This is a genomic window from Massilia eburnea, assembly GCF_050709955.1.
Lineage (GTDB): Bacteria > Pseudomonadota > Gammaproteobacteria > Burkholderiales > Burkholderiaceae_D > Rugamonas > Rugamonas eburnea_A.
The window spans coordinates 76,960-101,672 of the sequence record NZ_JBNZFX010000025.1; the positions used below are offsets into that span (position 1 = coordinate 76,960).

Sequence of the window (24,713 nt, forward strand, 5' to 3'; positions counted from 1 at the left end):
AAGCAAGAAACGCTGCAATTTTGATCCGAGTTGGTTTCAATCAGAAAGCGGGACGATGGCGACAGACTACGGCAAGCCCGAAGATACCCTGGAGGCCGAAGTGCGCTTCGGCAGCCTGCTCGAATCCATGCCGGATGCGATGGTGGTGGCCAGCGAAGATGGCCGCATCGTGTCGGCCAACAGCCGGGCGGAAGACCTGTTCGATTACCTGCCCGGCGAGCTGCACGGCATGGCGCTCGAAGCGCTGCTGCCCAAGGGGCCGGATTCCCGCGCCGTGCGCAAGGGCGGCGACAAATTCCCGGCCGATGTGCGCAGCAGCCAGCTGCGAGACGGCGAGCGCAAGCTGCAAGTTCATTCCGTGCGCGATATCAGCGAATTGGCCAAGGCCAGCCAGGCCAAGGAGCGCTTCCTGGGCAGCATGTCGCATGAACTGCGCACGCCGCTGAATGCGATCATCGGTTTCACCGGCACCTTGCTGATGCAGCTGCCAGGGCCCTTGAACGCGGACCAGGACAAGCAGCTACGCACGGTGCAAGCCAGCGCACGCCAGCTGCTATCCTTGATCAACGACCTGCTGGACTTTGCCAAGATCGGTTCCGGCAAGGTGGAGCTGCAGCGCGAGCCGCTCAATTGCCGCGCCGTGGTCGAAGAGCTGGCGCTGGTGTTCCGCCCGCAGGCCAAGCAGAAAGGCCTGGTGCTGCATTTCCGCGCGCCGGCGCAGGCCGTGATGCTGCGCACCGATCGCCGCGCCCTGCAGCAAATCCTGGGCAACCTGTTGAACAATGCGATCAAGTTCACCGAACGGGGCGAAGTCAGTATCGCCCTGGAACGCAGCCAGGCAGACGGCAAAGCGGTGGTGCAAGTCAGTGTCAGCGACACCGGGACCGGCGTCACGGCGGACATCATGCAGCAGCTGGGCATTCGCCTGAGCCAGAAATTGGCGGCATTGTTGAACGGATCGATCCGGCATTTCGACAAGCCGGGCAATGGCAGCATATTTGTGCTCACATTGCCCGTGGAATAGCGGATACTAGAGGCGATACATTGACAGGAGTACCAATGTCAGCACGCATCCTGATTATCGAAGATAACCCGACGAATATGGAGCTGATGGTGTACCTGCTCCGCGCCTTCGGCTACCATCCGCTCCTGGCCCATAACGGCGAAGAGGGCGTGGAGGTGGCGCGCCGCGAAGTGCCCGACCTGATCATCTGCGATGTGCACCTGCCTAAGCTCGATGGCTACGGCGTGGTGGCGCAACTGAAACAAGATCCGGACCTGAAACATATCCCGGCGCTGGCCGTGACTGCGCTGGCCATGGTCGGCGACCGCGAAAAGCTGCTGGCGGCCGGCTTTGACGGCTATATCGGCAAGCCGATCGAACCCGACACCTTCGTGACGCAAATCGAGTCTTTTTTACCGGGGGAGATGTCGCCCCAGTATGAGAACGACATCGCGACGATCCTGATCGTCGACGACCATGTGCTGAACCGCGAGTTCCTGATGACGCTCCTGGGCTACAGCGGTCATCGCCTGCTGGAAGCGTCCAGCGGCATGGAAGGCTTGAAAGTGATGGAGGCGGAGCGGCCGGACCTGGTCATTTCCGACATTCTGATGCCGAACATGGACGGCTATGAATTCGTCAACCGCATCCGCAGCAAGCCGGACCTGGCGGACGTGCCAATCATCTTTTATACCGCGACCTACCGCGAGCGCGAGGCGATGGCCGTGGCCGAGGCCTGTGGCGTGCGCTGGGTGCTGCCCAAGCCGTCCGACCCGGACGTGATCCTGAAGACAGTGCACCAGGCGCTCGGGATGGTGGAGCAGGGCGAGGCATTGCCGGCCTTCGCGCCGGAGCAGCCCAGCCAGGGCCGCCTGTTCGATATCGAGCACAAGGTGGCAGAATATATCGACGAACTGGAGTCGAGCAGCCAGCACATCACGCGCATCGCAAACAATGGCGAGTCGCATGATGGCGAACCGGAGCACCTGAGCCAGATGACCGAACGGCTCTCGCGTTCCCTTTCCAGCCTGCAGGCGGTCAGCCTGCGCCTGACCGCCCTGATCGAACTGGGGATCGAACTCGGCGCAGAACGCGATGCGCAGGGCCTGATCGAAATCGGCGTGCGCGTGGCGCAGAATATCTGCGTGTCGCGCTTCGCCTGCATCGGCGTGCTGGAGCAGGATGCGCAGGAAACCAGCTATTTCGCGACTTGCGGCACAGGCGATCAGGCCAAGTTGATGGCGGGCCTGCCGCGCGCCGGCATCCTCGACAGCCTGCTGCAGCAACGCCAGCCGGTGCGCATGAGCCGCCTAAGTGGCGACCCGCGCGAAATTGGCCTGCCGATCGGGCACCCGCCGGTGCATTCCTTCCTTGGCGTGCCGATTGCATCGCGCGAGCGGGTGCACGGCTGGCTGTACCTGGTCGATAAACTCGGCGCCGACGAATTCAATGAAGTGGATGAACGGGTGGCGGTGACGGTGGCGGCCCAGATTTCGGTAGCCTATGAGAACCTGCTGCTGTACGAGGAAATCAGCCGCCACCACGCCCAGCTCCAGCTGGACATGAACGCGCGCATCCGCCTGGACGAAGACCTGCGCCGCTTCCGGCTGGCGATGGATGCCACGGCCGATGCGATCTTCCTGGTCGACCGCGCCAATTCCTGCTTCATCGACGTCAACGTGACGGCCTGCCGCATGCTGGGTTTTGCGCGCGAGGAATTCCTGAAAGTGGGCCCGGAGCGCGAGCGCGAGGCGGGCCTGCAGCCGCTGCAAGACCTGTATGACAAGCTGCTGGCGGGCGACCAGAGCGGGGCGATGGCCGAGCTGCTGCTCGAGTGCAAGGACGGCTCGCCGCTGTCGGTGGAAGTGCAGCGCCGCACGCTGCGTTCCGGCCAGAACTGGATCCTGGTGGCCGTTGCGCGCGATATCACGGAGCGCAAGGAGGCCGAGCGCCGCCTGCTCAAGCTGGCCCATTTCGATACCCTGACCGGTTTGCCGAACCGCAGCCAGTTCTACGATTCGCTGATGCTGTCGTTGAAACAGGCGGCAGAGCATAACTGGGCGCTGGCGGTGCTGTTCCTCGATATGGACCGCTTCAAGAACATCAACGACACGCTGGGCCATACCATCGGCGACGAGCTGCTGCGGCAGTTCTCCAGCCGCCTGGTGGAATGTCTGCGCGTGCGCGATACCATCGGGCGCTTCGGCGGCGACGAATTCGCAGCGATCTTGATGCTGCCTGAAGGCGCGCAGAATGCCATTGCGGTGGTCGACAAAATACGCGATGCGATGCGCCAGCCCTTCGATTTGAAGGGGCATGAGGTGACGGTGACGGCCAGTATCGGCATTTCCGTGTTTCCGGAGGACGGCAGCGATCCCGATACCCTGATCCAGTACGCCGATACGGCGATGTACCGCGCCAAGGAGGCTGGACGCGACGCCTTCCGCTTCTTCACTGCGGAGATGAATGCGCAATCGCTGGCGCGGCTGGACATGGAGAACGCGCTGCGCCGCGCCATCGACAACAGTGAATTCCGTCTTTTCTACCAGCCCAAGGTGCATATCGCTTCGGGACGCATCAGCGGGGCCGAGGTGTTGCTGCGCTGGGAGCGGCCAGGCCATGGCATGGTGTCGCCGGCGCTGTTCATCCCGCTGCTGGAAGAGACCGGGCTGATCGTGCGGGTGGGCAGTTGGGTGATTCATGAATCCTGCCGCAAGATTGCCGAATGGGCCAGGGGCGATGTCGGGCCGGTGCACCTGTCGGTCAATGTATCGGGCATCCAGTTCTTTGTCGGCGGGCTGGAAGAAGAGGTGATGCGGGCCATCAAGGAGAACGATATCTCGCCCGAGTTGCTGGAGCTGGAACTGACCGAAAGCTCGCTGATGTCGAATGCCGAAGAGACCATCACGGTGCTGCAGAACCTGAAGGCGCTGGGCGTGAAGATTTCGATCGACGATTTCGGCACCGGCTATTCTTCGCTGGCTTACCTGAAGCGCTTCCCGATCGATAAGCTGAAGATTGACATCGCCTTCGTACGCGAAGTGACCAGCAATCCGGATGATGCGGCCATCGTGCTGGCCATTATCAATATGGCGCACAGCCTGAAACTGAAGGTGATAGCGGAAGGCGTGGAAAAGGACGCCCAGCTGTCTTACCTGCGGCGCCACGATTGCGATGAGATGCAGGGTTATTATTTCAGCCGTCCTTTGCCGGAGCCCGACTTCATGCAGATGCTGCGTGAAGGCCGCCACCTGCAAACGCCGTCAGACGAAAGCATCGTCGACCAGCAAACCTTGTTGATTGTCGACGATGACGCTTTCATGCTTGATGTGCTGAGCGACTTCCTGGCGCAGGATGGCTATCGGATTTTGACCGCGCAGACGGCGGCGGAAGGTTTCGACGTGCTGGCGCGGCACCGGGTACAGGTGATCCTGTGCGACCAGTGCATGCCGATGATGACCGGGACCGAGTTCATGGAACGCGTCAAGAACCTGGCGCCGGATACTTTCCGGATCATGCTGTCGGCGTATGCCGACCTGACGCCGATCATGGCGGCCATCAACCATGGCGCGATCGACCGCTTCTACACCAAGCCCTGGAAAGGCGCGGTGCTGCGGGAAAATATCCGTGAAGGATTCCGGCTGCATTCGCAGATCCGCGCACCGCAATATCTCAATTAGTCTGCCACGTGGCCGAGGGCGGCGAAGTGCAGGACCCAGCGGCCTTTCTGCGCCTTGACCAACGACGCTGCTTCATCGTCGTAGAACGCGCCGACGGGGCAGGCGCCCAGTCCCCTGGCGACGGCGCCGAGCAGCCACCGTTCACCCATCAAGCCCGCTTCCAGGAAGGCCATGCGGTAGCCGCGGGCGCCGTTTTGCAACGCTTGCGCGCTGTCGGCGGAGAGGATCAGGACTACGGCGGCGTCGCCGATCACGTCCTGGTCCAGCGCCGCGTTGCGGGTCTGGGTGGCGAAGTCGCCAAGCTGCACTGGCTGCAGCGCGTGCCGCTGCGGCTGGTAGCGGTAGACGCCGGGTTCGAGTCCCCTGACGCGATTGACCACCAGGTCCGCATGCAGGGCGCCCGACAGGAGCGGTGCCAGCGCCATCTCTGCCAGGATCGACGCCAGTTGCTGCTGTTCGACCGGCCGCTGCGAGAAGCGGCGCTGGCTGCGGCGCTGCAAGATCGTTCGCGCCAGGTCCATCTGCGCCACATCGCCGGCTGGCAGCAGCACCAGCGCTTCCTTGCTGCTCTCGTCGCCGACCCCAGCCGTGCCGCCGCTGCCGCTGCCGTGGATTCCAGTGAGCGAGGTGGCGCTATGGACCTGGCTGGTAACGCCCAGGCCTGCGGCACCTGCCGTTGCAGCTCTTTCCGCGCGCCTCGGCCGGTCTATCGGCAACTCGGGCGAGAGCGCCGGGCCGGCGACGAAAGACGCCGCAGCGATCACGCCTTCCTGCAGGCCGTCCAGCCCGAACAGCGACTCAAGCGTCACTTCATCGAACTGTTCCAGCAGCGCGACCTGTGCGCCGACATAATGTCCAGCCAGCCGTGCGTTCTCAAGCAAGTGGCCAAGATCAGCCGCAACATAACGGTAGGCGCGGTCTCGGTACTTGTAGCCGGTCCGCTGGAATACCGCCGACACCACCATCAGCAAATCCGCATCAACCGCCGGCTTCCCTGCAGGCGGACCGCCGAGCCATGCCAGCCGGTGCCGCTCGGGATCGAAGTGATAGAGCCCAGGCGGCACGCCGTCGACACGCCGGACCAGCAGGTAAAGCTCGGCGGGAAAGAGGGCGCCGGAAGAGGGGGCGGCGCGCAGTGCCAGGCCGCCGCGCCGCGCGGTGACGCCCGCTGTCAGGTGCAACAGCTGCCCGACGGCTGCAAGATCAAGAGCCCGCGCCGGGGCTGCGGGCGCCGCGCCGCGCAGCATCGCACCAAGGTTGCGCGCAGCAGTATCGTCCGGTAAGGCACGAGGCAGTGCGATATGCGGCGCCGCCGGATAAACCTTGAAAGGTGGCGGTTGCGCGCCCCAATCCACTACCGGAGCGCGGCGCAGCACGCCGCTGCGCGAGGCGGAGGACGCGTCGTGGTAGCGCTGCACAGTGGCAATCGCCGCCGATGTCGCGTCGCCGCGAGTGGTGGTGGCGTCCGGCGCAGGCTGTACAGCGCGGCCGCCCCAATGTGCCCCGAGCGCAAATGCCAGCACCAAGGCTCCTGACGCGCCGGCCATCCGCGCCATGCCGCGCCCTGCGGCGCCGCTGGCGGGGCGCGGCGCAGGTGCAGCCCGCCGCTGCCACAGCCAGCGCAAGGCCATCGGCAAGTTGAAGAACAAATGCAGCGACACCAGCAGCAGCGTCGCATATCCAAACAGGTAATGCCAGTCAAACACCGGCAACTGCTGGTTGGCGACCCAGAACAGCCCGAGCCCGGCGGTCGCGAGAAGGTAGGCCAGCAGCAGCAAGCTGCTGTGCATATTGACCGCCAGGCGCGACGGCACCTTCCCGCGCCAGGCCAGCGCGAGCAGGGCGGCATATACCGCCAACGGCAGCAGCACCCACAGGATTTTCGGCCCCATGCGGGCATTGTAGACCGCATTAGAAGCCCTGTTCTAGAGAGTGCCCCTTACAATATCCGGAGAACAAAGAGAGGAGGCACCGCCATGGGTAAAAAGACGAAATCGTTTGAGGAAAGCGAAGAACGGCTGACCAAGGCAGTGCGCGAATCGGCGCAGGAAATATGGAAAGCCGGATTGGGGGCTTTCACCGACCTGCAAAAACGCGCCCGCGCCGTCGAAGGCGACCGCGCCGTCCATGTGCGCGAAACGGTCAATTCACTGGAAAAAGTGTTCGAAGAGCGGGTAACCCGAGCCCTGGAATCAATCGGCGTGCCGATGCGGCAGGACATCAACGCCCTGATCGACCGGATGGAAGAATTGAGCCGCCAGGTCGAAGAATTGAAAGCGTTGGTTAAAAAGCCAGTCAAAAAGACCACAACGAAAAAAGCGTAACTTCTGGAAAACTTCTAATAGTGATATCCTTGCAGGGGAAACAATAGACCCCCCCTGTTATGCTACAAAAAGCGCCAAGACGAACCCGCGAACGCATCCTGGAACTCTCGCTGCGCTTGTTTAACGAGTTCGGCGAGCCAAATATCACGACCACCGTTATCGCCGAGGAGATGAATATCTCCCCGGGGAATCTCTATTACCATTTCAGGAACAAGGACGATATCGTCAACTCGATCTTCGTCCAGTTCAAGGCTGAAGCGGAGCGCATGCTGCAGGTGCCGAGCGGTCGCCGCTCGAACGTCGAGGACGTGTGGCTGTACCTGCACCTGATGTTTGAGCTGATCTGGCGCTACCGCTTCTTCTACCGCGACCTGAACGACCTGCTGTCCCGCAACCGCAAGCTGGAGCTGGAGTTCAAGGAGCTGCTGGCCCACAAGATCAAAGTGGCGCGCAACCTGTGCCTGGACCTGCGCAGCGAAGGCTCGCTGGAAGCCAGCGATATGGCGATCGATGCGATGTCGGTGAATATGGTGGTAGTGGCGACCTATTGGCTGTCCTATGAATACGTGCGCAACCCGCGCAAATACTCCGAGCAGCAATCGATGGCCGATGCGCTGGCGCGCGGCTGCTATCAGGTGTTGTCCCAGATCGGCCCATACCTGCGCGGCGAGACCCACCTGCTGTTCCAGAAACTGTCCGAAGAATACCTGAAGAAGCTCAAATGAAATCGATTTGCGTGTATTGCGGCGCCAATGCCGGCGCCTCCCCCCGTTACGCCGAACAGGCGCGCGCGCTGGCTGCGGCGCTGGTGGAGCAGAACCTGGCGCTGGTGTACGGCGGCGGCAATGTGGGCCTGATGGGCGTGATTGCCGACGAAGTTCTGCGCCTGGGCGGTGAAGTGACGGGCGTGATCCCAACCGCTCTGGTGGAGCGGGAAGTGGGGCATACCGGCCTGACGCGCCAGTTCATCGTCAAGGATATGCACGAGCGCAAAGCCATGATGGCGCAGCTGTCGGATGGCTTTATCGCGATGCCGGGCGGCATGGGGACGCTGGAAGAACTGTTTGAGATGCTGACCTGGTCGCAGCTCGGCATCCACAGCAAGCCGGTTGGGCTGCTGAACGTGGACGGCTTTTACGACAAGCTGGTCGGCTTCATTGAACACGCCCGCAACGAAGGTTTCATCAAGCCGCAGCACGCCGCGCTGGTGCGCGTGAATGCCTCACCGGCCGCCCTGGTGCAAAACCTGCGCGGCTAAGTCCAGAGCTTGTTACCTGACGCATCGAGGTGCGTCAGGTAGAGGCGGGTGTCGAACTCGTACTGGTGGTAGTTCGGCTCCATATAGGTGCACAGCTTGTAGAACGCCTTGTCGTGCTGTTTTTCTTTCACGTGCGCCAGTTCGTGCACGGCGATCATCCGCAGGAATTCCAGCGGTACATCCCTGAACATCGTTGCGACGCGGATCTCGTGTTTGGCTTTCAGCTTGCCGCCCTGGACGCGTGATACCGAAGTATGCAGGCCAAGCGCGTGGTTGATCACGTGGATCTTGCTGTCGAATGCGACTTTGTCGATCGGCGCCGCATTGCGCAGGAACTCGTTGCGCAAGTCCTGGACGTAGTCGTACAGCGCACGATCGTTGCGGATTTCGTGGGATTTCGGATAACGTTGCAGCAGCACCTCGCCCAAGCGGCCCTGATCCATCACCTGGCGGACCTGGGAGAGTGTCTGTTCTGAGTAAGCGCTGAGGTATTTCATGGCGGGCCGAATGGTATCATGCCCGCATGCGCACCCACGTCAATTCGGTGGGACTGCTGGTGGTCAGCGACCCCGTTTTGAACTTCAGCTATCCCGCCCACATCCCCAGACAATGCATCGATGCCTTGCCGTCGCTGCCTGGGGTATACATTTTTCGCGACGCTTCCGGTAAGCCGGTTTACATCGGCAAGAGCGTGAACATCCGCACGCGGGTACTGTCGCATATGCGCACAGCGGAGGAGATGCAGATGCTGGCGCGCGCCGCCAGCATCGACTTCGAGCGCAGCGGTGGCGAAATTGGCGCCTTGCTGCGCGAGGCTGAGCTGGTCAGGCAGCACCAGCCTGTCTTCAATTCCAAGCTGCGCCGCTTGCGCGAGATGTGCTCGATCAGCATGGCCCGCGAGGTGCCCGAGATCGTCTTCGCGCGCGAGGTGGACTTTGCTTTGGCCGAGCAGCTTTACGGCCTGTTCGGCAGCAGGAAGGCCGCCATCGAAACGCTGCGCGACGTGGTGCATGGCCATGACCTGTGCACGGTGGCGACGGGGCTGGAGAAGGGCATGCCGGGGAGGCCATGTTTTGCGCGGCAAGTGGCGCGCTGCAAGGGCGCCTGTACTGGTGAAGAGTCGGCAGCCGAGCACGCGGCGCGTGCCAGGCTGGCGCTGCAGCCGTTGCGCGTGACGCGCTGGCCGTTTGCAGGGGCGGTGGCAATCGTCGAAGAATCGGGCGACCTGCGCCAGCGTGCCATTGTTGATCGCTGGTGCTACCTGGGCGTCGATCAGCCGCGCGCGGCAGCGGTGAGCTTCGATATCGATGTGTACAATATCCTCGTGCGCCCGCTGCAGTCGGGCGCCTTACGCATCGAGGAGCTTTGAATGTGGTTGAAGTTCAATGTATTCGGCACGCGCATCCAGATCGAGCGCCGGGGCAATCGATGGGCTGCGTACTATCCCGGTTCGGACGGCAAGCGCCGTCCGGCCGATTTCGTCATTCCGCATGACGTCGAAGAGGCCGACCTGGCACTCTATCTCGGCGATCTTTTCCACGAAGAGGCGCGGCCCGCCTATCCGGAAGTGGTCAGGCTGGCCTGAATACGCCTATTTGTCGGCGTCGCGGGCGGATTCGAAGCGGGTGCGGGTCAGGTCTTCGTTGCGTTCGCCGAAAGCGTAGTTCGCTTCCAGCCACATCACGTTGATGATGGCGGCGAAGACGGCGACGCAGATACCGAGGATCCAGGTGAAGTACCACATGGCTGATTCCTTTCAATAAGCGGAGTGTTCGTTTTCGTGGATGTGGGCGGTGGTGACCTTGCCGCGCACTACGCGGTACACCCAGCTTGTGTACATCACGATAATCGGCAGCATGATCACCACCACCCAGAACATCACGGCCAGCGTCTTGTGGCTGGACGTGGCATCCCACGCGGTCAGGCTGTGCGAGGGCGTCAGCGAGGACGGCAGCACGAAGGGGAACATGGCGCCGCCGGCCGTGAGCAGGATGCCGGCCACGCTCATGCCGCTGGCCAGGAAGGCTGCGAGCGTGCGGCGTGCGGTGCTGAGCACGATCGCCAGCACGGCGCCGAGGATGGCTGCCGCAGGGAAGGCCAGGGTCAGCGGCCAGCGCGAATAGTTGTCCATCCAGGCGCCGGCGGCAACGACTACTGTTTTCGCCGGCGGCATGAAGGCAGTGCCGGCATCGGGCATGGCGGTGATGCGGTAGCCGGGCAGGACGGTGGCGACCCATACGCCGGCGGCGGCGAACAAGACGATGGTCAGCGCGGCGGCGAGCATCGCCATGCGGCGCGCGCGCTCTGAGATCGCGCCTTCGGTTTTCTGGTGCAGGAAGGTGGCGCCGTGCATGGCCAGCATGGCGACGGCCAGTACGCCGGACAGCAGGCCGAAGGGATTCAGCAACTGAAAGAAGTTGCCGGTATATTCAAGGCGCAGCAGGTCGTCGTAGCGGAACGGTAGCCCTTGCAGCACATTGCCCATGCCGACACCGAAAATCAGCGGTGGCACGAAGCCGCCGATGAACAGGCCCCAGTCCCAGGTGTTGCGCCAGCGCGGGTCGGCGATCTTGCTGCGGTAATCGAAGCCCACCGGACGGAAGAACAGGGCGAACAAGGCCACGATCAGCGCGATGTAAAGGCTGGAGAATGCGGCGGCATAGACCAGCGGCCAGGCGGCAAACAGCGTGCCGCCGGCGGCGATGAACCAGGTCTGGTTGCCTTCCCAGGTCGGCCCGATGGTATTGATGATGACGCGGCGTTCGGTGTCGTCTTTGCCGAGGAAGGGCAGGGACATGCCAACGCCGAAGTCAAAGCCGTCGGTCAGCGCAAAGCCGAGCAGTAGCACGGCGACGAAGCACCACCAGATCACTTTATAGGTTTCGTAATCGAAGATCATGATTGCTGCTCCCAATGGTATTTGCCGGTGTGCAGGGCGCTTGGGCCGAGGCGGGCGTACTTGAACATCAGCTTCATTTCAATCACCAGCAGGACTGTATAGAATAGGGCGAAGCCGGCCAGGCTGAAATACAGGTTCGATGGCTGGATGTTGGAGGCCGACAAGTGCGTCGGCAAGATGCCGGCAATCGTCCACGGCTGGCGGCCGTATTCCGCTACGATCCAACCCAGTTCCGCGGCAACCCACGGCAGCGGGATCGCGAACACGGCCAGCTTGAGCAACCAGCGCTGCGGTGCCAGGCGCTGGCGGATCAGGAAGTAGAACGCAGCGCTGAAGATAAACAGGAACATAAGCCCCAAGCCAACCATGCCACGGAAAGCCCAGAACAGCGGGGCCACTTTCGGGATGGTGTCGTCTACCGCCATCTTGACTTGTGCATCGGTGGCATCGACCACGATTGGCGTGTACTTCTTCAGCAGCAGTCCGTAACCGAGGTCATCCTGTAGCGCCTTGAAGGCTGCCACCGCTTCCGGCGATTTGTCACCCGATTTAAGGCGAGTCAACGCTGCGTAGGCCTTCATGCCGTTGCGGATGCGCACTTCGTGCTCGTCCTTCAGGTCCTTGATGCCGGTGACTTGCTTGTCGACCGAGCGCGTTGCAATCAGGCCAAGCACGTAAGGAATTTTCACCGCATAGTCGGTGCGCTGCTCCTTGTCGTTCGGCAGGCCGAACACCGTGATGCCGGCAGGGGCGGGCACCGTATGCCATTCCGCTTCAATCGCCGCCAGCTTGACCTTGTTCACTTCGCCCGCCGTATAGCCTGATTCGTCGCCCAGCACGATGACCGACAGTGTCGACGCCAGTCCAAAGCCGGCGGCAATGGCGAACGAGCGCAGGGCAAACGCCACGTCGCGCGCCTTCAGCAGATACCAGGCCGAGACGCCGAGCACGAACATCGAGGCGGTCACGTAGCCCGCCGCCACGGTGTGCACAAACTTTACCTGCGCTACCGGGTTGAAGATCACGTCACTGATGCTGGTCAGCTCCATGCGCATGGTTTCGTAATTGAATTCCGCGCCGACCGGGTGGTTCATCCAGCCGTTGGCAATCAGGATCCACAGCGCGGACAGGCTGGAGCCCAGCGCCACCAGGAAAGTCACGAACAAGTGCTGGCGCTTGGACAGCTTGCTCCAGCCGAAGAAGAACAGGCCAACAAAGGTCGATTCGAGGAAGAAGGCCATCATGCCTTCAATTGCCAGCGGCGTGCCGAAGATATCGCCCACATAGTGCGAGTAATAGGCCCAGTTGGTGCCGAACTGGAATTCGAGCGTGATGCCGGTGGTGACGCCCATGGCAAAGTTAATGCCGAACAATTTGCCCCAGAACTTGGTCATGTCGCGATAGATTTCGCGGCCGGTCATCACATAAACCGACTCCATGATGACCAGGATCCAGGACAGTCCCAGTGTGAGCGGGACAAACAGGAAATGGTAGAGAGCCGTGAGCCCGAACTGCAGCCGGGACAGGGCAACAACTTCATCGACGGGTGCCATGATTCACCTTTTCGGAAAGGGTTGGCGCGGGCAGCGCGAGCAAATGTTTCTCCACCTGCTCGGTCGGCAACCGCATTTTCTTGGTTTGGGGATGTGAGAAGAAGGCGTACCACAGGCCGTACAGCAGCAAGGCCTTGACGGCCAGCGCAATCGTAATCGTCAGTGCCAGGTTGCGGCGGCCGGGGGGCTTCACTTGCTGTCCTCTTCCGCCTCGCTGCGGCTGGAGCGGAATTTGCCGCGCACGACGTCGCCGACGTCGAGCAGCTTCTTGACGGTGGAGCCCATTTTCATCAGGGAGGCCAGGGTGTCCGGCGACAGGCGCTGCACGTCGTCGAACCAGGAGCTGGAAAGCTCGATCAGTTCGTACATTTCGCGCATGCGCTCCTGGGCATAGCGGTCTTCCGCAGTGGCGGCGGACTCCAGCATGGCGTCGCGCAGCATCGACAGGGTCGGTTCCACTTCGCGGCGGCGGCGCTCTTCCAGCAGGGCCTTGAAGATGTCCCATACATCTTTCGGCGGTTCGAAATATTCGCGGCGGTCGTTGGGCTGGTGCAGCAGCTTGACCAGGCGCCAGGATTGCAGCTCCTTTAATCCCATCGAAACGTTGGAACGCGAGAACTCCAGGTGTTCGGCAATTTCGTCGGCGTTCAGCGGGCGGTTGTTGACGTAGAGCAGGGCATAAATCTGCCCGACAGTGCGGTTGATGCCCCAGCGGCTGCCCATTTCGCCGAAGTGGAGGATGAATTTTTGTGCGAGCGGGCTCAGGTTGACCATTTCTTGATCTGCTTTCTTGAATTCTTGAATTTTCAGGATTTCCTGAAATTATAAAACGTTCCAAAAAATTTTGCGCTGTATAATCATGTATATTGCGCTTTTGGAAAGGAAAGCTGATGAAACGTATCACCGCTGTCTTGCTGTTGTGCGCCGCCGGCGCCGCCGCTGCTGCCGATATCACTGTATCCGCAGCAGCGAGTCTCAACAACGCTTTCCGTGAGGCAGCAGCTGCCTTCGAAGCTGCCCATCCCGGCGACAAGGTGTTGCTTAATTTCGCCGCTTCCGATGCGCTGGTAGCCCAGATCGCCAAGGGCGCACCGGTCGACGTGTTCGCCTCCGCTGACCAGGAAGCGATGGATAAGGCCCAGCCGCACGTGGCGCCAGGCAGCCGCCGCGACTTCGCCAGCAACCGCCTGGTGGTGGCTGTGCCATTCGGAAGTCGGCTGGACCTGCGCACGCTGGCCGACTTGCGCCAGCCGGCTGTCCAGCGCCTGACCACCGGCAATCCGGCCAGCGTGCCGGTAGGACGCTATACCAAGGGTGCGCTGGAAAAAGTGGGGCTGTGGGGCGAACTGGAGCCGAAGTTTGTGTTCGGCACCAATGTGCGCCAGAGCCTCGATTACATCGCGCGCGGCGAAGTCGAAGCAGGACTGGTGTACCAGACCGATGTCGCCTCGCAGGCGGAAAAGGTGCGCGCGGCGATGGTGGTTCCGACCACCACGCCCATCACCTATCCGCTGGCAGTGATCAAGGATGCGCCGAATGCGGCCGGCGGCCGCGCCTTCGCGGATTTCATCTTGTCGCCAAACGGCCAGGCCATCCTGGCGCGCTTCGGATTCGGAAAACCATAAAGCGATGGATGCTGCGCTGATTGCCCTTGGCCTGTCACTGAAGGTGGCGTTGTGGGCCACCTTGATCGACCTGGTGCTAGGCGTCTGCTTTGGCTACCTGTTGGCGCGCGGCCGCTTTCCCGGCCGCGATGTGCTGGATGCCTTGCTCACGCTGCCGATGGTGATGCCGCCGACAGTATTGGGCTATTACCTGCTGGTGCTGATCGGCCGCAATGGTCCGATCGGGCACTGGCTGCAGCAGCACTTCGGCATCAACCTGATTTTCACCTGGCAGGGCGCGGTGATTGCGGCTGCGGTGGTTGCTTTCCCGCTGGTGCTGAAGGGAGCGCGCTCGGCCTTTGAAGCGGTTGATGTGCAATTGGAGCAGGCCGCGCGTGTGCTCGGCGTGCCGCCGCTGGGCGTGTTCCTGCGCGTCAGCCTTCCGCTGGCGTGGCGCGGCGTGCTGGCCGGCACCTTGCTGGCATTCGCGCGCTCGATGGGCGAATTCGGCGCCACGCTGATGGTGGCGGGCAGCATTCCCGGCAAGACGCAGACGCTGTCGATTGCCGTTTATGAAGCGGTGCAGGCAGGGCAGGACGATACCGCCAACCTGCTGGTGATCATCACTTCGCTGACGTGCGTGGTTGTGCTGGTGGCGGCGAACCGGCTGGTGCCGAACCGTGCGCAGGGGGCGGCATGACGATCAGCGTGAATATCCGTAAATCCTTGCAGGCCGGGACGCGCAGCTTCCAGCTGGATGCGCAGTTCGAGTCGGCCAGCAAACGCGTGGTGATCTATGGCGCATCGGGCGCGGGCAAGAGCCAGATGCTGAAAGCAATTGCCGGCCTGTCGAAGCCGGACAGTGGCGTGATCGAACTGGATGGGCAGAAGCTGTTCGACAGCAGCGCCGGCATCGATGTGCCGGCGCGCAAGCGGCGCGTGGGTTATCTGTTCCAGGACTATGCGCTGTTCCCGCACCTGAACGTGCGGCAGAACATCGGCTTCGGCCTGCAGCGCGGCTGGTTCAATCCCGCGCCGCGCGGAGAATCCGAGTCGGTGCGCTATTGGCTGGAGGCTTTCGGGCTGGCCGAAGTGGCGCACCAGCGACCGATGGAATTGTCCGGTGGCCAGCGGCAGCGCGTGGCGCTGGCGCGTGCACTGGTCGCAGAGCCGAGCGCACTGCTGCTCGACGAACCGTTCGCGGCGCTGGACCCGGCACTGCGCGTGCGCATGCGCGCCGAACTCGATAGCCTGCAGCGGCGGCTTGATATCCCGATGCTGCTGATTACGCATGATCCTGACGATGCCGCCACTTTCGGCGGCCATGTATTGACGATGGCGGATGGCCGCGTGGCCGGGGAGGGCAGTAATGGTTAAGCAGGTTGCGCTGCAAGGCGAAGTATGGATTACGCTCGATGGCCAGGACTTCGGCGGCCACCAGCGTGTCGAACTGCTGGCCAGCATTGCGGAGCATGGCTCGATCACGCAAGGCGCAAAGGCAATCGGCATGAGCTACAAGGCCGCCTGGGATGCGATCGATGCGATGAACAACCTGGCCGGTGAACCGCTGCTGGAACGGTCGGCCGGCGGCAAGGGCGGCGGCGGCACGCGGCTTACGCAGCGCGGCGCGCAACTGGTGGCGAATTTCCGCCGCATCGAATACGAACACAATGTGTTCATGAAACACCTGAGCCGCCAATCGCAAGGGTTGGCAGATGATTACCTCCTGTTGCAATCAATGAAAATGAAAACCAGCGCGCGCAATCAGTTCTCGGGCACCGTGGCGAGCATCAAGCCGGGCGCGGTCAATGACGAAATCATCCTGCGCATTGTTGGAGGGCAGGAGATTGTTGCAATCATCACACACGAGAGCGCAGAAAGCCTGTGTTTGCAAGAAGGAACTGAAGCTTTCGCTTTAGTTAAGGCTTCTTCGATCATCCTGGCGACCGGCGAAACCGGCAAACTGTCGGCGCGAAATCAACTGCGCGGCACCGTATGCCGCGTGCAGCCTGGGGCCGTTAATTCCGAGGTGACGCTGGCCTTGCCCGGCGGCGGTACGATTGCCGCCACCGTCACGCGCGACAGCGAACTGTCAATGGAACTTGAAGCAGGCATCGAAGCGACCGCCCTGTTCAAGGCATCCAGCGTGATCATAGGTGTTCCGATATGAATTCCGTTGTGCAACTTTCTGAGGATTTGCTAAGCTAGTTCCCTTTTCGGGCCCGCCCCGTCCTTTGTAGGAAAAGAAATGGAACTGCTAGCAAAATATTTCCGATGCCAGGGGCGCATCAATCGCCGTACCTGGCTGACACGCATCATCGCACTTGGCCTGGTCTGCCTGGCCTTCGGCATGCTCGCCAATGAGATGCTGGGCGACCCCGGCGCCGCAGTGTTTGCGCTGGCATTTACCTGGGGCGCATTGGCCATCTCCACCCAGCGCCTGCACGATATCGGCCGTTCCGGCCCGAGCCTTCTTTTGCTGTTGATCCCAGTCCTGGGCCCGCTTTGGGTACTGCTCCTGCTTTGCCGCCGCGGTGGAGAAGGCAAGAACCGTTATGGCGATGATCCGCTGTCGCGCCACGATTACCTGCAAGTGAACATCGCAAAGTAAGACTATGCCAACCGTAAACGACGTTACCCAGCTCAATCCGATCAATGTCTACGCCGTAGCGACACCAAGCACCACGGCGGATTTGCAGGACGCGCTGCGCAAGACCAGCCTGCCGATCTCCATCGGCGGCGGCCATTTCAGCATGGGCGGCCATACGGCCAGCCCGGGCAGCCTGCACCTTGATCTGCGCGGCATGAACCGCGTGCTCGAATTTTCGCCGGCGGACCGCCTGATCCGCGTGCAGGCCGGCATCCGCTGGTGCGATATCCAGCGCTTCATCGACCCGCACGGGCTGTCGGTGAAGATCATGCAGACCTATGCCAATTTCACGGTTGGCGGCGCGCTGTCGGTCAATGCCCACGGACGCTATATGGGGCTGGGCCCGGTGGTGCTGTCGGTGCGTTCGATTACGCTGGTGTTGGCCAGCGGTGAAGTGCGCGAAGCGAGCCCGCAGCAGAACAGCGAACTGTTTTACGCGGCCATCGGCGGCTATGGCGCGATCGGCATCATCGCCGAGGCGGAATTGGAACTGGTGCCGAACACGCGCGTGCAGCGCGGCAGCCTGAAGCTGGCGACCAAGGATTATCCGGCCTGGTTCGATGTGAATGTGCGCGGCCGCAAAGAGATCACTTTCCACAATGCGGACCTGTATCCGCCGCAGTACACCCGCGCGCGTGCCGTGACCTGGACCGTGACCGACCTGCCGGCCGACAAGCCGCGCCTGCAGCCGTTGAACCGCGCCTACCTGGCGGAGCTGTATTTCCTGTGGTCGGTGTCCGAGTCGCCGTTCGGCAAATGGCGCCGCGAATACCTGCTTGATCCGCTGCTGTACCGGAAGAAGAAGGTCCACTGGCGCAATTACGAGGCGGGCTATGACACGGCGGAGCTGGAACCCTTGGGCCGTACCGAGCGTACCTATGTGCTGCAGGAGTATTTCGTTCCTTGTGCACGCATGGACGAATTCGTGCCGAAGCTGTCGGCCATCCTTGCCAAGCATCGCGTCAATACGATCAATATCTCGATCCGGCACGCACTGTCCGATCCAGGCACCTTGCTGTCGTGGGCGCGCGGCGAAACCTTCGCCTTCGTGCTGTACCACAAGCAGCGCACGCGCGACAATGCGCGCGAACGGGTCGGTGTATGGACACGCGAACTGATCGACGCCGTGCTGGAATGCGGCGGCACCTACTACCTGCCATACCAGCTGCACGGTACGCATGAACAATTCCACCGCGCCTACCCGCGCGCGAAGGAATTGTTTGCGATGAAGCGCGAACTCGACCCAGAGTACCGCCTGCGCGGCGCCCTGTGGGATAAATACTATGCGCCGACGCTGGACCTGAACCCGGACGGCGAGGCGGCGCGCCGTTCGCTGTTCCATTCCGTGTACGGCTGCGAGCGCGAGGCGGACAAGTTCTATGCCTTCCTGCAGAACATCTTCAACCTGTTCCCGGAAGACCGTTTCCACACCCTGATCCGCAAGGCGACCACCGAGAACCACGACGAGGAGTCGATCTACCGCGCCTTGCAGGCCGGCCTGCCGGGCATTACCCCGCCGCTGTCGCTGCTGCGCTATGCGCTGCCGTCGCTGGTGGTGCAGAAGGAAGAGATGGGGGCCCAGGCCAAGCGCCTGCTGGGCGAGCAGCCGTTGCGGGACTATGTTGAAATCGGCACCACCGGCCGCTACGTCAACGCGCTGCGCAAGCACCTCAAGCTGAGGGGCAAGGTGACGCTGGTGCACGACAAGGCGCCTGGTTATTCGCCGGTCGACATCGTGGAACGCGGCGGCCTGATGCAGGTCGGTAAGTTCGTGCACATGAAGGATTACGCGCCGATCGAATTGCCGGAACAAAGCGCGGACCTGGTCAGCTGCTTCGTCGGCCTGCACCATATGGAGCCGGAGAAGCTGAAGCCGTTCCTGGCGTCGGTGGCAAATATCGTGCGCCCCGGCGGCTATTTCGTGGTGCGCGACCACGATGTAAAGGATCGTTCGATGGACGATTTCGTCAGCCTGGCGCACTGCGTGTTCAACGCCGGCCTGGGCGAGCCATGGGCCGTCAATTCGACGGAGCTGCGCTTCTTCGCCTCGGTTGACGAGTGGATCAAGCGGGTGGAAGCCGCCGGCTTCGAGCACACGGGCGAACGCATCGTGCAAGATGGCGATCCTTCCGCCAACGTCCTGATGGCTTTCAAACGGATCTGATATGCGCAAACTCTTGCTGGCATTGAGCCTGCTGGCCGCTTGCCTGACCAGTTCTGCCGAGAGCCCGATTGCGCCGGAACAGCGGCGCAGCGTGGAGCAGACTTTCCTGACGTTCCCGGAATGGTTCCTGGTGCACAGCCCGGCCGAATACGCCCGTTACGTGAAAAAGCACCCGGCCCACAATTTCCCTTTCCTCGGCCATGCGGCCCAGATCTGGACCAGCTATGCAGCCGTGACTGAGGAACAGGTGCGTGCCAAGTACCCGAGCAACGCCGGCTACCACGTCATGATCGGCGTGATCGGCGGCAGCACGACGGTGGAATACAGCCTGCGCTCGCTGTACGAAAACACGCTGGGCCGCATCAGTTGGGCCACCGCTTCGTCGCTGACGCCGGAAGACGAATACGGCGCCCGGGTGGCGCAGGATTACGTCGATTTCATCCGCAAGGAGCCGTGGTACCTGTTCGATTTCGGCGCCAAGCTGAAAGGGCTGTGGGCGGATACGCCGCTATTTGGCGCCGATATGCTTCGCAAGCTGGAACGGCGCTATGCGCTCACCACCGAGTACCTGGTCAAGGCCGCCTATGGCCAACTGATCAAGCTGGGCACGCACGCGGCCTACGAACCGGCCTTGATGACGACCCAGGTGGTGGCCGACCATGAGCCATACGACCTGGCCGAGCAGCCCAACATCAAGCTGCTGCGCATGCTGGACGATGGCCGTGCAGTGCTGGAGCTGCCACGCTATTACGACTTCCGCCTCGCTGCGACGCGCCTGGGATTGCAGGACGTCCAGCTTCAGGACATCGCCGGCAATAGCGACGTGATCCTGGTGACGGTGCTGACGCGGGGGCAGGGCACGGCGGCGCCGCCCGACACCCGGGTGCTGTTCGAACAGCCGATCCTGACCGAGCCGGGGCGCAAGCGGGTGGCGCTGGTGATGCGGGTGGCGGCGCTGTCACGCTACCTGGTCGACGCGCCGCGGCAGGGCGTGGAAGTCGAACACGTGTATGACTATTAAGCGCCTGCTGGCCTATGCGCTGCTGGCGCTGGCCGGCGGCGCGGCCGCGTGGGCCACGGTATCGGTGTGGCAGGCGCAGGCGCGCCAGACCGGCAATCGCGAAACACTGGCCCCCAAAGGCGGCGAGTTTGTCGATGCGGGTGACGCACGGATCTTCATGCAGCGTTCCGGCAGCCGTGACGCGCCGGCGGTGGTGTTCCTGCATGGCACGGGCTCGTGGAGCGAAACCTGGCGGGCGTCGATGGCGACTGCCACCAGCCTGGGCTACCAGGCTGTCGCGCTTGACATGCCGCCGTTCGGCTACTCGATTCCGCCTGAATCGGGCGAATACGACAAGCAGCAACAGGCAGCGCGGCTGCGCAGGGCGCTGGACAATGCCGGCATCCGCCGCGCCGTGTTCGTGGCGCATTCCTTCGGTGCGGCGCCTTTGATGGAAGCCTTGCTGTCCACGCCGGACGAGGGCAGGGTACAGGCCCTGGTGCTGGTGGATGCTGCGCTGGGCCTGGATCAACCCCAGGAGCAGGGCGACAGCCTGTTGCAGACCATGCTGCGCTGGCGCTGGGTCAGCCAGCCGCTGGCGGCCGGACTCCTGACCAGGCCCGAATACACCGAAACCCTGCTGAAAAGCTTCGTCAGCGAAAAAGAGAAAGCCACGCTCGCCTGGCAGCAGGTGTACCAGCAACCACTGGCGCTGGAAGGCAGCTACCGGCACGTCGCGGCCTGGCTGCCGGAATTGCTGGCACGGCGCGGCCATGCTGCCAGTGACTTCCACGATGCCTATGGACGCATCGCCTGGCCGGTGACTTTGCTGTGGGGCGAGACCGACACGATCACGCCCCTGTCGCAGGCGGAAAACCTGCAACGCCTGATTCCCGGCGCGCAAATCGTGCGCATTCCGCGCGCAGGGCATATCCCGCAGATTGAGGAGCCTGAACTGTTCCAGCAAGCGCTGGCGCGCATTCTGCAGGATGCCAAGCCCGGCCGCTAAGCGTTGCGCATTTAGCCTGCCTCGTCTTTGCCCCCCTGCCGGTTGCCATTGCGGGTGGTTTGCCGGCTCTCGCCTCCTTTGCGGCCGATTTTCGCCATGTGCTCGCGGTTGCGGCTCACGACTTCGCCGCCTTTCTGGCCGGCGCGGCGCGCTTCTTCCGAGGTGAATTCATGCGCCGTGCCCTTCTGGTGCGCAGCCTGGCCGCCCTTGCTGGCAATCATGCGCTGGGTTTCCTTATCCATCGCCGCGAAGCCGCGCTTGCCATTGCCGATCCTGACCTGTTCATCCGGTGTAGCCATGATCCACCTCCGTCAATTGCCCAAGAATCCGGGCGTGGGCCCGGGCTGGAAGCAGCGTCGCGGCTGCTTCTTGGGCTTTGAGGGAAGGTCGGCGGTAAAAGTTCCAATTATTTTTCGAGTTCAAGAGCCAGCTTGGCCGGTGGCGGATCGCTCGCCTTCCGCTTCGGCAGTATTGTTGCCGCGCACGGGTTGGGCGCCGAAATCGTGCTCCAGTTCTTCCTTGCGGTCTTTTAACTGTTCGCACATTTGGACCAGGTCGGCATCGCTTTGCCGTACTTTGGGGAAGATTTCCTGTTCTTCCTCAGTCACGTGGTGTGCTACGCATTCGCGCAGTTTCTGCACCGCGCTATCGAGTTCACTGTTGCCGGTGGCCATGCCGCGGATATGCTCGACCAGCTCCTTGATGGTGCCGTGCTGTTCCAGCGCTTCATCGACCTGTTGCTGTGCGCCGGTTTCGGCGCGCACGGCAGGATAAAAGATTTCCTCTTCAATCGTTGCGTGGATCGTCAGGTCCATGCAGATCTGCTGCGCCAGGTCATGCTTCAAACCCTGGTGCGAGGCATCGCATTTTTCAAACTCGCGGAATAGTTTCTTGACCTTGTCGTGGTCGGAGGTGAGGAGCGCCACGGCATCCTTGGCCGTGGCGCTTTGGTTTTGCTGGCTCATGCTGGCTCCTTCGCTGCGTCGGTTGAGCCGCGCACAAGGAGCTGCAGGGAAGGGCGTCAGGCGACCTGCAGCACCAGCTTGCCGAAGTTCTTGCCTTCGAACAGCATGGTCAGCGCCTGCGGGAATTTCTCGATGCCTTGCACGACATCTTCCCGGCTCTTGATCTTGCCTTCCTGCAGCCATTTGCCGAGCGCGGCAACGGCTACGTGGTAGCGGTCGGCGTAGTCGAACACAACCATGCCTTCCATGCGCGCGCGGTTCACCAGCAGGGACAGGTAGTTGGCCGGACCCTTGACCGCGGTCGTGTTGTTGTACTGCGAAATTGCGCCGCAGATCACGATGCGGGCCTTCAGGTTGATGCGCGTGAGAACGATGTCGAGGATGTCGCCACCAACGTTGTCAAAGTATACGTCAACGCCGTTTGGACAGTGTTCCTTCAGGCCGGCACGCACGTCGCCGCCCTTGTAGTCGATGCAGGCGTCGAAGCCGAGCTCATTGACCACGAAGGCGCATTTTTCCTGGCCGCCGGCAATGCCGATCACGCGGCAGCCAAGCTGCTTGGCAAGCTGGCCGACGGTCTGGCCGACAGCGCCGGCCGCGCCGGACACGACCACAGTTTCGCCGGCTTTCGGCTGGCCCACTTCCAGCAGGCCAAAGTAGGCCGTCATGCCGGGCATGCCCAAGGTGTTGAGCCAGGTGGTGGCCGGCGCCAGGCGGGTGTCGATCTTGTGCAGGCCGGCATGGCGGTCGTCGGCGGCGCCGATCCAGTACTGCTGCACGCCAAAGCCGCCGCCAACCTGGTCGCCCACGGCAAAGCGCGGCGATTTGGAGGCCACCACTTGTCCCAGGCCGCCGGCGCGCATCACTTCGCCGATGCCGACCGGGCGGATATAGGATTTGGCGTCGTTCATCCAGCCGCGCATGGCGGGGTCGAGCGACAGGTAGAGGGTCTTGACCAGCACTTCACCGTCGGCCAGCTCGCGTACCGGCTCCTTGGTAATTTGCCAGTCGCTTTCCTTGGGCAAGCCGACCGGGCGGGCGGCGAGGCGAAACTGGGTGTTCTCCATATTTGCTCCTTTTTAGAAATAGTACGGTCATTCTATTCCGGAATTTGCCAGCCGTGGCAATGTTCATGCGACAATACCGTCCCGCCCATGACTTGAATTGCCATGAATCATCCAGAATACATCCTCACGCTGTTTTGCCACGACCAACGTGGCATCGTCCATCGCGTATCGGGATTCCTGGCTGAACATGGCTGCAACATCATCGATTCCGCCCAATTCGGTGACGCGGAAACGCAACGTTTCTTCATGCGCGTGCACTTTGCGCGCGAGGACGCGGCCTACAGCGATGCTGTGTTGCGCCAGGATTTCGCCAGGGTGGCGGAGTCGATGGGCATGGAATGGGCGCTGCACGATGCCAACGCCAAGCCGCGCGTGATGCTGATGGTGTCCAAGATCGGGCACTGCCTGAACGACCTGCTGTTCCGCTACAAGAGCGGGCTGCTGCCGGTCGAGATTCCGGCCATCGTGTCCAACCATATGGACTTTTACCAGCTGGCGGCCAGCTACAACATCCCGTTCCATCACCTGCCACTGGCAAGCGGCGCGCCGGAACAGGCCAAGCTGGCGCAGGAAGCGCGCATCGTGGAGCTGATGGAAAACCACAAGGTGGACCTGGTGGTTTTGGCGCGCTATATGCAAATCCTGTCGCCATCGATGTGCGAGCGGCTGAAAGGGAAGGCGATCAATATCCACCACTCCTTCCTGCCTAGCTTTAAAGGCGCCAAGCCGTATGCGCAGGCGCACAAGCGCGGCGTAAAGCTGATCGGCGCCACGGCCCACTTCGTGACGGGCGACCTGGATGAGGGCCCGATCATCGAGCAGGACGTGGAGCGCGTCGACCATGCCATGGATTCGGATGCGTTGACCGCGATCGGCCGCGACGTTGAGTGCGTGGTGCTGGCGCGCGCTGTGAAATGGTTCGTCGAGCACCGCATCCTGCTGAACGGCGACCGAACTGTAATCTTCAAATAAAAAGTAATGGCACTGAAATCTACGATCTACAAGGCGGAACTGTCCATCGCGGACATGGACCGTAACTACTACGCTACCCATTTGCTGACCCTGGCACGCCATCCGTCCGAAACGGATGAACGCCTGATGGTGCGCCTCGTCGCTTTCGCGATCCATGCCGATGAAGCGCTGGTGAATGCGAAGGGCATTTCCGATACCGAAGAACCGGACCTGTGGCAGATGGACCTGACCGGCGCGATCCAGCTCTGGATCGAAGTCGGCCAGCCGGACGAGCGCCGCATCCTGAAAGCGGCCGGCCGTTCCGACAAGGTGATGGTGTACTGCTACAGCTCCGCTTCGCACGTGTGGTGGAAGCAGATCGCCAGCAAGATCGACCGCGCCAAGAATGTCAGCGTGGTGAATATCGACGCCGAAGCCAGCGCCCAGCTGGAGAAGATGGCGCAGCGCTCCATGCAGCTGCAGTGCACGATCCAGGACGGCCAGATCTGGCTGACCGATGGCACCACCACGGTTGAGATCCTGCGCGAGGTGTGGAAGGCCTGAGCGGGCGAATCAGTGGCAGAAT

General features: G+C 62.2%; 27 protein-coding genes. 17 read left to right on the top strand and 10 right to left on the bottom strand.

Annotated features, from left to right (window positions below):
* The first annotated feature begins 55 nt into the window (after nt 1-55).
* Together ACQ4MM_RS13850 and ACQ4MM_RS13855 are read left to right on the top strand one after the other, a co-directional pair.
* Entirely contained in the window at nt 56-1,024 is a 969-nt protein-coding gene (locus tag ACQ4MM_RS13850) for a sensor histidine kinase (RefSeq protein ID WP_431477904.1), read from the top strand.
* Nucleotides 1,025-1,059: 35 nt separating this feature from the next.
* A complete protein-coding gene (locus ACQ4MM_RS13855) occupies nt 1,060-4,683 on the top strand; it encodes an EAL domain-containing protein (RefSeq protein WP_431477905.1) in 3,624 nt (1,207 codons plus the stop codon).
* Here ACQ4MM_RS13855 and ACQ4MM_RS13860 read toward each other — a convergent pair.
* Nucleotides 4,680-6,575: a SagB/ThcOx family dehydrogenase gene (locus ACQ4MM_RS13860; protein WP_431477906.1), complete on the bottom strand. Its 1,896-nt coding sequence runs from the start codon at nt 6,573-6,575 to the stop codon at nt 4,680-4,682. The genes ACQ4MM_RS13855 and ACQ4MM_RS13860 overlap by 4 nt on opposite strands.
* An 84-nt stretch (nt 6,576-6,659) precedes the next feature.
* Here ACQ4MM_RS13860 and ACQ4MM_RS13865 point away from each other — a divergent pair, with 84 nt between their 5' ends.
* The 3 genes from ACQ4MM_RS13865 to ACQ4MM_RS13875 are packed head-to-tail and all read left to right on the top strand — an operon-like array spanning nt 6,660 to nt 8,265.
* Nucleotides 6,660-7,007: a phasin family protein gene (locus tag ACQ4MM_RS13865; protein WP_431477907.1), complete on the top strand. Its 348-nt coding sequence runs from the start codon at nt 6,660-6,662 to the stop codon at nt 7,005-7,007.
* A 59-nt stretch (nt 7,008-7,066) separates the two neighbouring features.
* On the top strand, nt 7,067-7,732 hold the full coding sequence (locus ACQ4MM_RS13870) for a TetR/AcrR family transcriptional regulator (protein WP_057263337.1): 666 nt from the start codon (nt 7,067-7,069) through the stop codon (nt 7,730-7,732).
* Complete coding sequence (locus ACQ4MM_RS13875; RefSeq protein ID WP_431477908.1) at nt 7,729-8,265, top strand: TIGR00730 family Rossman fold protein; 537 nt, start codon at nt 7,729-7,731, stop codon at nt 8,263-8,265. Before ACQ4MM_RS13870 ends, ACQ4MM_RS13875 begins: the two co-directional genes overlap by 4 nt.
* On the opposite strand, the gene ACQ4MM_RS13880 is transcribed toward ACQ4MM_RS13875, so the two are convergent.
* Entirely contained in the window at nt 8,262-8,762 is a 501-nt protein-coding gene (locus ACQ4MM_RS13880) for a YgjP-like metallopeptidase domain-containing protein (RefSeq protein ID WP_431477909.1), read from the bottom strand. The two genes, ACQ4MM_RS13875 and ACQ4MM_RS13880, sit on opposite strands and share 4 nt — an antisense overlap.
* Before the next feature lie 26 nt (nt 8,763-8,788).
* Between ACQ4MM_RS13880 and ACQ4MM_RS13885 the strand changes: the two genes are divergently transcribed.
* Both ACQ4MM_RS13885 and ACQ4MM_RS13890 read left to right on the top strand, forming a co-directional pair.
* Entirely contained in the window at nt 8,789-9,634 is an 846-nt protein-coding gene (locus ACQ4MM_RS13885; RefSeq protein WP_431477910.1) for an endonuclease, read from the top strand.
* Nucleotides 9,635-9,850: a DUF7661 family protein gene (locus tag ACQ4MM_RS13890; RefSeq protein WP_431477911.1), complete on the top strand. Its 216-nt coding sequence runs from the start codon at nt 9,635-9,637 to the stop codon at nt 9,848-9,850.
* Between the two features lie 6 nt (nt 9,851-9,856).
* On the opposite strand, the gene cydX is transcribed toward ACQ4MM_RS13890, so the two are convergent.
* From cydX to ACQ4MM_RS13915, 5 genes are read right to left on the bottom strand one after another with little or no spacing between them, the layout of a single operon-like run.
* Complete coding sequence (gene cydX / locus ACQ4MM_RS13895; RefSeq protein ID WP_431477912.1) at nt 9,857-10,009, bottom strand: cytochrome bd-I oxidase subunit CydX; 153 nt, start codon at nt 10,007-10,009, stop codon at nt 9,857-9,859.
* A 12-nt stretch (nt 10,010-10,021) separates the two neighbouring features.
* The gene (cydB, locus tag ACQ4MM_RS13900) at nt 10,022-11,164 is read right to left on the bottom strand and encodes a cytochrome d ubiquinol oxidase subunit II (RefSeq protein ID WP_431477913.1); all 1,143 of its coding nucleotides are present in this window, start codon (nt 11,162-11,164) and stop codon (nt 10,022-10,024) included.
* A complete protein-coding gene (locus tag ACQ4MM_RS13905) occupies nt 11,161-12,717 on the bottom strand; it encodes a cytochrome ubiquinol oxidase subunit I (RefSeq protein WP_431477914.1) in 1,557 nt (518 codons plus the stop codon). The genes cydB and ACQ4MM_RS13905 overlap by 4 nt, the downstream gene beginning before the upstream one ends.
* Nucleotides 12,701-12,910, bottom strand: a complete 210-nt coding sequence (gene cydP, locus ACQ4MM_RS13910) for a cytochrome oxidase putative small subunit CydP (protein ID WP_431477915.1) — start codon at nt 12,908-12,910, stop codon at nt 12,701-12,703. The genes ACQ4MM_RS13905 and cydP overlap by 17 nt, the downstream gene beginning before the upstream one ends.
* A complete protein-coding gene (locus ACQ4MM_RS13915) occupies nt 12,907-13,491 on the bottom strand; it encodes a GbsR/MarR family transcriptional regulator (protein WP_431477916.1) in 585 nt (194 codons plus the stop codon). Before ACQ4MM_RS13915 ends, cydP begins: the two co-directional genes overlap by 4 nt.
* A gap of 116 nt (nt 13,492-13,607) precedes the next feature.
* Between ACQ4MM_RS13915 and modA the strand changes: the two genes are divergently transcribed.
* The 8 genes from modA (at nt 13,608) to ACQ4MM_RS13955 (ending at nt 21,144) form a co-directional block, all read left to right on the top strand.
* Entirely contained in the window at nt 13,608-14,342 is a 735-nt protein-coding gene (modA, locus tag ACQ4MM_RS13920; RefSeq protein ID WP_431477917.1) for a molybdate ABC transporter substrate-binding protein, read from the top strand.
* A gap of 4 nt (nt 14,343-14,346) precedes the next feature.
* The gene (gene modB, locus ACQ4MM_RS13925; protein ID WP_431477918.1) at nt 14,347-15,021 is read left to right on the top strand and encodes a molybdate ABC transporter permease subunit; all 675 of its coding nucleotides are present in this window, start codon (nt 14,347-14,349) and stop codon (nt 15,019-15,021) included.
* Nucleotides 15,018-15,698 (top strand): ATP-binding cassette domain-containing protein, encoded by a 681-nt coding sequence (locus ACQ4MM_RS13930; RefSeq protein ID WP_431477919.1) that lies wholly within the window; start codon nt 15,018-15,020, stop codon nt 15,696-15,698. The genes modB and ACQ4MM_RS13930 overlap by 4 nt, the downstream gene beginning before the upstream one ends.
* Nucleotides 15,691-16,491 (top strand): TOBE domain-containing protein, encoded by an 801-nt coding sequence (locus ACQ4MM_RS13935; protein WP_431477920.1) that lies wholly within the window; start codon nt 15,691-15,693, stop codon nt 16,489-16,491. Before ACQ4MM_RS13930 ends, ACQ4MM_RS13935 begins: the two co-directional genes overlap by 8 nt.
* Before the next feature lie 78 nt (nt 16,492-16,569).
* Entirely contained in the window at nt 16,570-16,932 is a 363-nt protein-coding gene (locus ACQ4MM_RS13940; RefSeq protein ID WP_431477921.1) for a DUF805 domain-containing protein, read from the top strand.
* Between the two features lie 4 nt (nt 16,933-16,936).
* The gene (locus ACQ4MM_RS13945; protein WP_431477922.1) at nt 16,937-19,135 is read left to right on the top strand and encodes an FAD-binding protein; all 2,199 of its coding nucleotides are present in this window, start codon (nt 16,937-16,939) and stop codon (nt 19,133-19,135) included.
* A 1-nt stretch (nt 19,136) separates the two neighbouring features.
* Nucleotides 19,137-20,156 carry a hypothetical protein gene (locus ACQ4MM_RS13950; RefSeq protein ID WP_431477923.1) on the top strand — a complete coding sequence of 340 codons (1,020 nt, stop codon included), beginning with the start codon at nt 19,137-19,139 and terminating at the stop codon, nt 20,154-20,156.
* On the top strand, nt 20,146-21,144 hold the full coding sequence (locus ACQ4MM_RS13955; protein ID WP_431477924.1) for an alpha/beta fold hydrolase: 999 nt from the start codon (nt 20,146-20,148) through the stop codon (nt 21,142-21,144). The genes ACQ4MM_RS13950 and ACQ4MM_RS13955 overlap by 11 nt, the downstream gene beginning before the upstream one ends.
* Nucleotides 21,145-21,155: 11 nt before the next feature.
* Here the strand turns inward: ACQ4MM_RS13955 and ACQ4MM_RS13960 are convergent, their stop codons facing one another.
* The 3 genes from ACQ4MM_RS13960 to ACQ4MM_RS13970 all read right to left on the bottom strand — a co-directional run bounded on the left by ACQ4MM_RS13960 (nt 21,156) and on the right by ACQ4MM_RS13970 (nt 23,176).
* Nucleotides 21,156-21,443: a KGG domain-containing protein gene (locus ACQ4MM_RS13960; protein WP_431477925.1), complete on the bottom strand. Its 288-nt coding sequence runs from the start codon at nt 21,441-21,443 to the stop codon at nt 21,156-21,158.
* A gap of 120 nt (nt 21,444-21,563) precedes the next feature.
* Nucleotides 21,564-22,109, bottom strand: a complete 546-nt coding sequence (locus ACQ4MM_RS13965; RefSeq protein WP_431477926.1) for a hemerythrin domain-containing protein — start codon at nt 22,107-22,109, stop codon at nt 21,564-21,566.
* 56 nt (nt 22,110-22,165) lie between these two features.
* Entirely contained in the window at nt 22,166-23,176 is a 1,011-nt protein-coding gene (locus tag ACQ4MM_RS13970) for an NADP-dependent oxidoreductase (protein WP_431477927.1), read from the bottom strand.
* 102 nt (nt 23,177-23,278) lie between these two features.
* On the opposite strand from ACQ4MM_RS13970, the gene purU reads away from it, so the two are divergent.
* Both purU and ACQ4MM_RS13980 read left to right on the top strand, forming a co-directional pair.
* Complete coding sequence (gene purU / locus ACQ4MM_RS13975) at nt 23,279-24,148, top strand: formyltetrahydrofolate deformylase (protein WP_431477928.1); 870 nt, start codon at nt 23,279-23,281, stop codon at nt 24,146-24,148.
* Nucleotides 24,149-24,154: 6 nt separating this feature from the next.
* A complete protein-coding gene (locus ACQ4MM_RS13980; RefSeq protein WP_431477929.1) occupies nt 24,155-24,691 on the top strand; it encodes a YaeQ family protein in 537 nt (178 codons plus the stop codon).
* The last annotated feature ends 22 nt before the right edge of the window (nt 24,692-24,713 follow it).

Coding starts and splice junctions, on each gene's coding strand:
- ACQ4MM_RS13935 (WP_431477920.1), top strand. CDS start 15,691: ATGGTTAAGCAGGTTGCGCTGCAAGGCGAAGTATGGATTACGCTCGAT.
- ACQ4MM_RS13960 (WP_431477925.1), bottom strand. CDS start 21,443: ATGGCTACACCGGATGAACAGGTCAGGATCGGCAATGGCAAGCGCGGC.
- ACQ4MM_RS13955 (WP_431477924.1), top strand. CDS start 20,146: ATGACTATTAAGCGCCTGCTGGCCTATGCGCTGCTGGCGCTGGCCGGC.
- ACQ4MM_RS13890 (WP_431477911.1), top strand. CDS start 9,635: ATGTGGTTGAAGTTCAATGTATTCGGCACGCGCATCCAGATCGAGCGC.
- ACQ4MM_RS13860 (WP_431477906.1), bottom strand. CDS start 6,575: ATGGGGCCGAAAATCCTGTGGGTGCTGCTGCCGTTGGCGGTATATGCC.
- purU (WP_431477928.1), top strand. CDS start 23,279: ATGAATCATCCAGAATACATCCTCACGCTGTTTTGCCACGACCAACGT.
- ACQ4MM_RS13980 (WP_431477929.1), top strand. CDS start 24,155: ATGGCACTGAAATCTACGATCTACAAGGCGGAACTGTCCATCGCGGAC.
- ACQ4MM_RS13885 (WP_431477910.1), top strand. CDS start 8,789: ATGCGCACCCACGTCAATTCGGTGGGACTGCTGGTGGTCAGCGACCCC.
- ACQ4MM_RS13880 (WP_431477909.1), bottom strand. CDS start 8,762: ATGAAATACCTCAGCGCTTACTCAGAACAGACACTCTCCCAGGTCCGC.
- ACQ4MM_RS13875 (WP_431477908.1), top strand. CDS start 7,729: ATGAAATCGATTTGCGTGTATTGCGGCGCCAATGCCGGCGCCTCCCCC.
- ACQ4MM_RS13950 (WP_431477923.1), top strand. CDS start 19,137: ATGCGCAAACTCTTGCTGGCATTGAGCCTGCTGGCCGCTTGCCTGACC.
- ACQ4MM_RS13870 (WP_057263337.1), top strand. CDS start 7,067: ATGCTACAAAAAGCGCCAAGACGAACCCGCGAACGCATCCTGGAACTC.
- ACQ4MM_RS13850 (WP_431477904.1), top strand. CDS start 56: ATGGCGACAGACTACGGCAAGCCCGAAGATACCCTGGAGGCCGAAGTG.
- ACQ4MM_RS13940 (WP_431477921.1), top strand. CDS start 16,570: ATGGAACTGCTAGCAAAATATTTCCGATGCCAGGGGCGCATCAATCGC.
- cydB (WP_431477913.1), bottom strand. CDS start 11,164: ATGATCTTCGATTACGAAACCTATAAAGTGATCTGGTGGTGCTTCGTC.
- ACQ4MM_RS13905 (WP_431477914.1), bottom strand. CDS start 12,717: ATGGCACCCGTCGATGAAGTTGTTGCCCTGTCCCGGCTGCAGTTCGGG.
- ACQ4MM_RS13970 (WP_431477927.1), bottom strand. CDS start 23,176: ATGGAGAACACCCAGTTTCGCCTCGCCGCCCGCCCGGTCGGCTTGCCC.
- ACQ4MM_RS13865 (WP_431477907.1), top strand. CDS start 6,660: ATGGGTAAAAAGACGAAATCGTTTGAGGAAAGCGAAGAACGGCTGACC.
- modB (WP_431477918.1), top strand. CDS start 14,347: ATGGATGCTGCGCTGATTGCCCTTGGCCTGTCACTGAAGGTGGCGTTG.
- ACQ4MM_RS13965 (WP_431477926.1), bottom strand. CDS start 22,109: ATGAGCCAGCAAAACCAAAGCGCCACGGCCAAGGATGCCGTGGCGCTC.
- ACQ4MM_RS13915 (WP_431477916.1), bottom strand. CDS start 13,491: ATGGTCAACCTGAGCCCGCTCGCACAAAAATTCATCCTCCACTTCGGC.
- ACQ4MM_RS13945 (WP_431477922.1), top strand. CDS start 16,937: ATGCCAACCGTAAACGACGTTACCCAGCTCAATCCGATCAATGTCTAC.
- modA (WP_431477917.1), top strand. CDS start 13,608: ATGAAACGTATCACCGCTGTCTTGCTGTTGTGCGCCGCCGGCGCCGCC.
- cydX (WP_431477912.1), bottom strand. CDS start 10,009: ATGTGGTACTTCACCTGGATCCTCGGTATCTGCGTCGCCGTCTTCGCC.
- ACQ4MM_RS13855 (WP_431477905.1), top strand. CDS start 1,060: ATGTCAGCACGCATCCTGATTATCGAAGATAACCCGACGAATATGGAG.
- ACQ4MM_RS13930 (WP_431477919.1), top strand. CDS start 15,018: ATGACGATCAGCGTGAATATCCGTAAATCCTTGCAGGCCGGGACGCGC.